This window comes from Mycobacterium sp. 1245852.3, assembly GCF_001669335.1.
Lineage (GTDB): Bacteria > Actinomycetota > Actinomycetes > Mycobacteriales > Mycobacteriaceae > Mycobacterium > Mycobacterium europaeum_A.
In genome coordinates this window covers 1-6,071 of the sequence record NZ_LZLL01000323.1, presented here as the reverse complement: position 1 = coordinate 6,071, position 6,071 = coordinate 1, and the positions used below count along the sequence as shown (strand labels likewise).

Sequence of the window (6,071 nt, the reverse complement as noted above, 5' to 3'; positions counted from 1 at the left end):
CACGTCGAACGCGGCGGCGCGGGCCCGGTGCAGCGGCCGGCGCGGCGGCCGGCGGTCGCGCTGCTGGGGCCGGCGGTCGCGCTGCTGCGGGCGCGGCGGCTTGCGCTCCGGCCGCCCGCGCCCCGGCCTGTCGCGGCCGGTGGTCATGTCGCCCGCACCGCGGGGTCCAGCCGCGCACCGCGCGCCCAGTCGACCGCGTTCATGAATTTCTTTCCGGGCGGCTGGATTTGGCCCAGCCGCACCGGATCCGAACCCGTGCCGACCCAGACGCTCTTGCGGTCCACGTGAATGGCACCGGGCGGCAACGGTTCTGGGGGGCCGGGGGTCGCGGCGTCGGCAGTCTGCACCGGGCCCAGTTTGATGCGCAGGTCGCCGAGCAACGTCCACGCGCCGGGGTTGGGGGTGACGGCTCGGATGCGGCGGTCGATGACCTGGGCCGGCAGGTCCCAGCGCACCCGGGCCTGCTCGACGGTGATCTTCGGCGCGATGCTTACCCCCTCGGAGGGTTGCGGCACCGGCGTCAGGGTCGCGTCGGCGATGCCGTCCAGCGTGGCCGACAACAGTTCGGCACCCGAAACAGCCAGTCGCCCAAGCAATTCCCCGGCGGTGTCGGTGGGCCGGATCGTCTCGGTCACCACGCCGTAGATCGGGCCGGAGTCCAGGCTCGGCTCGATCCGGAACGTCGAGGCCCCGGTGATGCTGTCCCCCGCGGCGATGGCCGCCTGCACCGGGGCGGCGCCGCGCCAGGCGGGCAGCAGCGAGAAGTGCAGGTTGATCCAGCCCTTCGGGGGCACCGCGAGCAGGCCGTCGCGCAGCAGCGCGCCATAGGCCACCACCGCGCAGCAGTCCGGGGCCAGCAGTGTCAGCTCGCCGACGAATTCGTCGGAGTTCGGCCGCGACGGCCGCAGCACCGGGATGCCGCGCTCGAGCGCCTCGCGGGCCACCGGCGACGGCTCCGGCTTGCCGCGCCGTCCCGCCGCGGCGTCGGGACGGGTCAGCACCGCGACCACCTCGTGACGCGGCGAGTCGATGAGGCGGCGCAGTGCGGGAAGCGCGGGGTCGGGGGTTCCGGCGAAGACAAGGCGCACCGGGTCAGTCTAGAAAGCGGCTGACGCGGGCCGGACCCGCCGGCGGAATGTGCGTGCGTACACTATTGCTTATGGCTACTATTTCCAGGAGTCAGTGTCTTCCGGTGTGAACCGCTCAGCCGATTCACGTCGACAACGAGGTCGAAAGACAACCCCTTCCCCTCTCAAGGAGGTCTAGATGACCCTCGACGCTTCCATCAGCGACGCCTCGGTGGCCGCAACGCATCGCACGGTATGGGCCCTGGGCGACTACGCGCTGATGGCCGAGGAAGTGATGGCCCCGCTCGGACCCGCCCTGGTCGAGGCCACCGGCATCGGGCCGGGCGTGCGGGTTCTCGACGTCGCCGCCGGCTCGGGCAACATCTCGCTGCCCGCGGCCGCGACCGGCGCCACCGTCGTGTCCACCGACCTCACCCCCGAGCTGCTGCACCGGTCGCAGGCCAGGGCCGCGGCGCGGGGCCTGACCATCGACTACCGGGAAGCCAATGCGCAGGCGCTGCCGTTCGGCGACGGTGAATTCGATGTCGTCATGTCGGCGATCGGCGTGCAGTTCGCCCCCAACCAGCAGCGCGCCGCGACCGAACTGGTCCGGGTCTGCCGCCCGGGCGGCACCATCGGCGTGATCAGCTGGACCCCCGAGGGATTCTTCGGCCGGATGCTTGCCACCATTCGGCCCTACCGGCCGAGCCTGTCGCACCCCGCGCCGCCGGCGGCGCTCTGGGGGCGCCCCGGCTACGTCGCCGCGCTGCTCGGCGACCAGATCGGCGACCTCACCGCGACGCGAGGCATGTTGGCGGTCAACCGATTCGACAGCGCCGAGGCCGTGCACGCGTACTTCAAGCAGCACTACGGCCCGACGATCGAGGCCTACGCGAACATCGGCCACAACCGCGTGCTGGCCGCCGAGCTCGACGCCCAGCTCATCGAACTCGCGCAACAACACCTGACCGACGGCACGATGGGCTGGGAATACCTGCTGGTGACCGCCGAGAAGCGGGCCGGCTAGGGCCGGCCTACAGGTCGACCTCGGCGTCGAGGTGGACGTCGGGTTCGCCGCCGGCCGCGGTGAAGGCCGTCAGCGCCCGCACCAGGCCGTGGCGCTCCGGCGGCGGCATCTTCGCCACGATGGCCGCGATCTCGGCGCGCCGGTGCGCGGTCACCTGGTGGACGACGTCGCGACCGCGCGTGGTGAGCGCGGCGAGCAGCTCGCGCCGCGAGGTCGGGTGGGGCAACCGGTCGATCAGGCCGGCGGCGACCAACCGGTCCACCATCCGGCCGGTGGCCGACGGTTGCACGCCCAGCAGGCCGGCGAGGGTGGCGAGGTTGACCGGGCCGCGATTCGACAGGATCACCAGCGTGCGGAACTGCGCGATGGTGATGGTCTCGTCGACCTGGCCCACCGAGCGCGCCGAGATCGCCATCAGCAAACGGGAGGCGGTCAGCAAAGCGTCGGTGATGACGTCCAATGACTCGTCAACCGCGGTGTTGTCCGCTGTCATATCGCCCCTCCCCGGATGGTTCCGGCCTGTCGGCGGCTAAGGATGAGAAAGTGTAGCAACCTTCTAATGTCGTAAAAAGGGATTATTGCACGCACATATTGTCGCCCAGGGTAACGGTTCATGAAGGTTACCCGATGTGCAGCGGGTCGATCTGCACCCGGGCCGGCTCATGGGTCTGCCGGGCGCTGAGCACACCGACGCCGCGCCGCAGCGCCGCGGCCAGCGCCAGCCCCTGCTGACGGGGCACGCGCACCAGCATCCTGGTCACCGGCGCGCCGGGCGGGGTTCCGGCCGGGCGGCGCACCCCGGGCGGAAGGTCCACGGGCCCAAGCACATCCGCGTGGAGGGACTCCTGGTCGGTCAGCCGGGCCTCGTCGAGCAGCGCGGTGACCGCGCCGGCCGTCCCGTCAATGGCCGCCATGTGCACGCTGGGCGGCAGACCCACCTCGGCCCGCGCGGTCACCTCGGCCTCCGCGTGACCCACGGGGTCCCAGCGGATCAGCGATTGCACTGTGGGCAGCGACGATTCGGCAACCACCATCACCACGCCGCCGTCGCCGCGGGCACGCACCAGCGCGGCGGCGCTCATCCAGCGCCACAGCGCATCCTCGGCGGCCCGCAGGTCTTGCCGGCCCAGCAGCGCCCAGGTGTCCAACAGCAGCGCCGCCCCGTAACCACCGGCCGCCCGCGGCTCGGCGCCGGGGGTGGCCACCACCAGCGCGGGACCGGCCGCGACCTCGGGCACCACACCGTCACCCGAGGACGTGATCACCGCCGTGCCCGGAAACGCGCGCCCGAGCTCTTCGGCCGTGCGCCGCGCCCCGACGACGACGGCGCGCACCGCGTCGGACCCGCAGCGCGCGCACCGTCGCGTCGGGTCGACGCGGCCGCACCAGCGGCACAGCAGAGCGGCGCCGCCCGCCGGTAGCGACTCGGTCAGTGAGAGGGGCCCCGTGCAGTGCCGGCAGCGGGCGATGGTGCGGCAGCGCGCGCAGGCCAGCGACGGGACGTAACCCCGGCGCGGCACCTGCACCAGCACCGGCGCCGCGGCCTGCAGCGCCGAGCGGGCGGCGCGCAGCGCGATGGACGGGACGCGCGCCGTGCGCGCCGCCGGGTCGCGCTCGTCGGCATAACCCGTGTCGTCGAGGGCGATCACCCGCGGCGTGCGGGCGCGCACCACCGGCCGCGCCGCGACGATGTCGTGCGCCCAGCCGCTGCGCACCAGCGCGTGGGCCTCGGCGGTGCGCGCGTAACCGCCGATCAGGGCCGCGCACCGAGCCTGATGCGCGCGCAGCATCGCCACCTCGCGGGCGTGCGGGTAGGGCGCCCGCGGCTCGGCCAGGCTGTCGTCGGCGTCGGCCCACACCATCACCAGCCCCAGGTCGCTCAGCGGCGCGAACACCGCGCTGCGGGTGCCGATCACCAACCGCGCGGTGCCCCGCAGCGCCGCCAGCCACCGCCGGTAGCGGGCCGCCGGGCCCAGGCCGGCCGACAGGGCCACCACGCTGCCCTCGTCGATGCGCGCCGTCGCGGCCTGCCACAGCGCGTCCAGGTCGCGCTGGTCGGGAACGATCGCCAGCACCGAACGGCCGGTCCGCACGGTTTGCGCGGCGGCCTCGGTGAAGCGGTCCGTCCACGCCTCCCCCGGCAGCGCCTGCCAGACGGCCCGCGCGGCCCGCGATTCGGCCAGGGCTCCCAGGAACTGGGCTCCCCGGGCGTAACCGTCCCAGCCCGACGGGTCGACGGGCTCCGGGATCGCCGGATCCCGGCTGACCGGGGGCTCGCGTTCGACGCGGGCGTGCCGGGCCGGCACGGCCAGGCGCAGCACGTCGGGGCGGGTGCCGGCGTAATGGGCCGCGACCGCGTCGGCCAGCCGGCGGATTTCCGGTGTGAGCACCGGTTCGGCCGACACGACGCGATCCAGCCAGCCCAGCTTGCCGGTGTGGTCGGTGTCGGTGCGGCGCTCCAGCACGAACCCGTCGACCAGCCGGCCGTGGAAACGCACCCGCACCCGCACCCCGGGCTGGGCGTCGTCGGACTGCTCTGCCGACACCAGGTAGTCGAACTCGCGATCCAGATGTGGCACCGACAGCATCGGCAGCACCCGGGCGATGGGCTCCACCTCGACGGGCGTGCGCGCACCGGGGCTCACCGCGCCCCCGGGCCGCGAATCATGTTGTCATCCAATGACTTAGAAGTCGGGGTCCGCAGCGTACCGGGCACCGGCGACAATCAGCTCTCGGCGGGCGCCATGGCGTCCCCGGCGGCGTCCTCGGGAAGCTCGCGGCCGAAGAAGAACCCGGCCGTGATCAGGATCTGGGCCGCCGCATACGACCACCAGATCGGCACGGCCAGCGCCTCATTGCCCAGAATGAAGCGGCCGATGGCAATCATCGAATCCGAGGCCGCGAAACACACCGCGCCCACCGCCGTCCAGATCGTCGGCAGTTTCGCCAGCAGGGCCATGCACACCATCGCGGTCAACACGACGAGGTAGAGCGTCACCGGAAGCGTCAGCTTCTCCGCGCCCAGGTGGGGCCAGAACCAGGCCAGCAGCCCAAGCGACGCCGCACCCATCAGGACCACCGCGACGAGGCGCACCGTCGACGGCCGCGCCTCCCCGGAAGCCCCCGAGAACGCCGGCACCAGCGGCAGCAGCGCGGCGACAAAACACATGTGCGCCAACAGGAATGCGGCCAGGCCCACCACGAAGGACAGCGTCCACCACGGGATCGCCAGCACCCAGTCGCCGATGGCCGACAGCAGCAGCGCCGGCATCAGCCACCGCCGCTCGCGCACGACGGCGTGCCCCGCCGCGGCCAGCGTCAGCAGCAACGCCATCGAGGCCTTGAACGCCGGCTGCAGCACCCAGTGCCCGGTCAGCTCGATGCCCGGCGGCGAGCGCAGCGCCAGCACGGTCAGGTAGATGCCGTAGCCGAGGGCCACCCAGCCGGCCACCACCCAGGCGCCGGCCACCAGACGAGGTGCGTACGGTACGTCCATGCCCAGCTTGGATAACACAGCCGACGAGAAACCCGCTATCGACCCCATCCTGCAGAAGGTACTGGATGCGGTTCCCTTCCGGCTATCCACCGAGGACGGCATCGACGCGGCGCGCCAGCGGTTCCGCGACCTGCCGCGCCGGCCGCTGCATCCCGAGCTGCGCGTCGAGGACCGCACGATCCCCGGGCCTGCGGGCTCGATCGCGGTCCGGATCTATTGGCCGCCAAGCCATTCCAACGACCAGCCGGGCGGTGACGCAGCGCCCGTCGTGCTGTATTTCCACGGCGGCGGCTTCGTCATCGGCGACCTCGACACCCACGACGGCACGGCGCGTCAGCACGCGGTCGGCGCCGACGCGATCGTGGTGTCCGTCGACTACCGGCTGGCCCCCGAGCACCCCTACCCCGCCGCCGTCGAAGACGCTTGGGCCGCAACGCTTTGGGTCGCCAAGAACGCCGCCGAACTGCACGGCGACGCGACC

The 6,071-nt window shown here is 72.9% G+C and carries 6 protein-coding genes; 2 read left to right on the top strand and 4 right to left on the bottom strand.

Annotated features, from left to right (window positions below; translation table 11 throughout):
- Positions 1 to 143: 143 nt before the first annotated feature.
- On the bottom strand, positions 144 to 1,088 hold the full coding sequence (fmt, locus tag A9W96_RS14840) for a methionyl-tRNA formyltransferase (RefSeq protein ID WP_067140771.1): 945 nt from the start codon (positions 1,086 to 1,088) through the stop codon (positions 144 to 146).
- Positions 1,089 to 1,266: 178 nt separating this feature from the next.
- Here fmt and A9W96_RS14835 point away from each other — a divergent pair, with 178 nt between their 5' ends.
- On the top strand, positions 1,267 to 2,094 hold the full coding sequence (locus tag A9W96_RS14835; protein ID WP_067140767.1) for a class I SAM-dependent methyltransferase: 828 nt from the start codon (positions 1,267 to 1,269) through the stop codon (positions 2,092 to 2,094).
- A gap of 7 nt (positions 2,095 to 2,101) precedes the next feature.
- On the opposite strand, the gene A9W96_RS14830 is transcribed toward A9W96_RS14835, so the two are convergent.
- The 3 genes from A9W96_RS14830 to A9W96_RS14820 all read right to left on the bottom strand — a co-directional run bounded on the left by A9W96_RS14830 (position 2,102) and on the right by A9W96_RS14820 (position 5,590).
- Complete coding sequence (locus A9W96_RS14830; protein WP_066873446.1) at positions 2,102 to 2,587, bottom strand: MarR family winged helix-turn-helix transcriptional regulator; 486 nt, start codon at positions 2,585 to 2,587, stop codon at positions 2,102 to 2,104.
- A 127-nt stretch (positions 2,588 to 2,714) separates the two neighbouring features.
- Positions 2,715 to 4,739: a primosomal protein N' gene (locus tag A9W96_RS14825; RefSeq protein ID WP_197499521.1), complete on the bottom strand. Its 2,025-nt coding sequence runs from the start codon at positions 4,737 to 4,739 to the stop codon at positions 2,715 to 2,717.
- 80 nt (positions 4,740 to 4,819) lie between these two features.
- A complete protein-coding gene (locus tag A9W96_RS14820) occupies positions 4,820 to 5,590 on the bottom strand; it encodes a lysoplasmalogenase (RefSeq protein ID WP_067140764.1) in 771 nt (256 codons plus the stop codon).
- Between A9W96_RS14820 and A9W96_RS14815 the strand changes: the two genes are divergently transcribed.
- The coding region (locus tag A9W96_RS14815; RefSeq protein WP_156765249.1) for an alpha/beta hydrolase at positions 5,589 to 6,071 on the top strand (483 nt) is incomplete at its 3' end. The genes A9W96_RS14820 and A9W96_RS14815 overlap by 2 nt on opposite strands.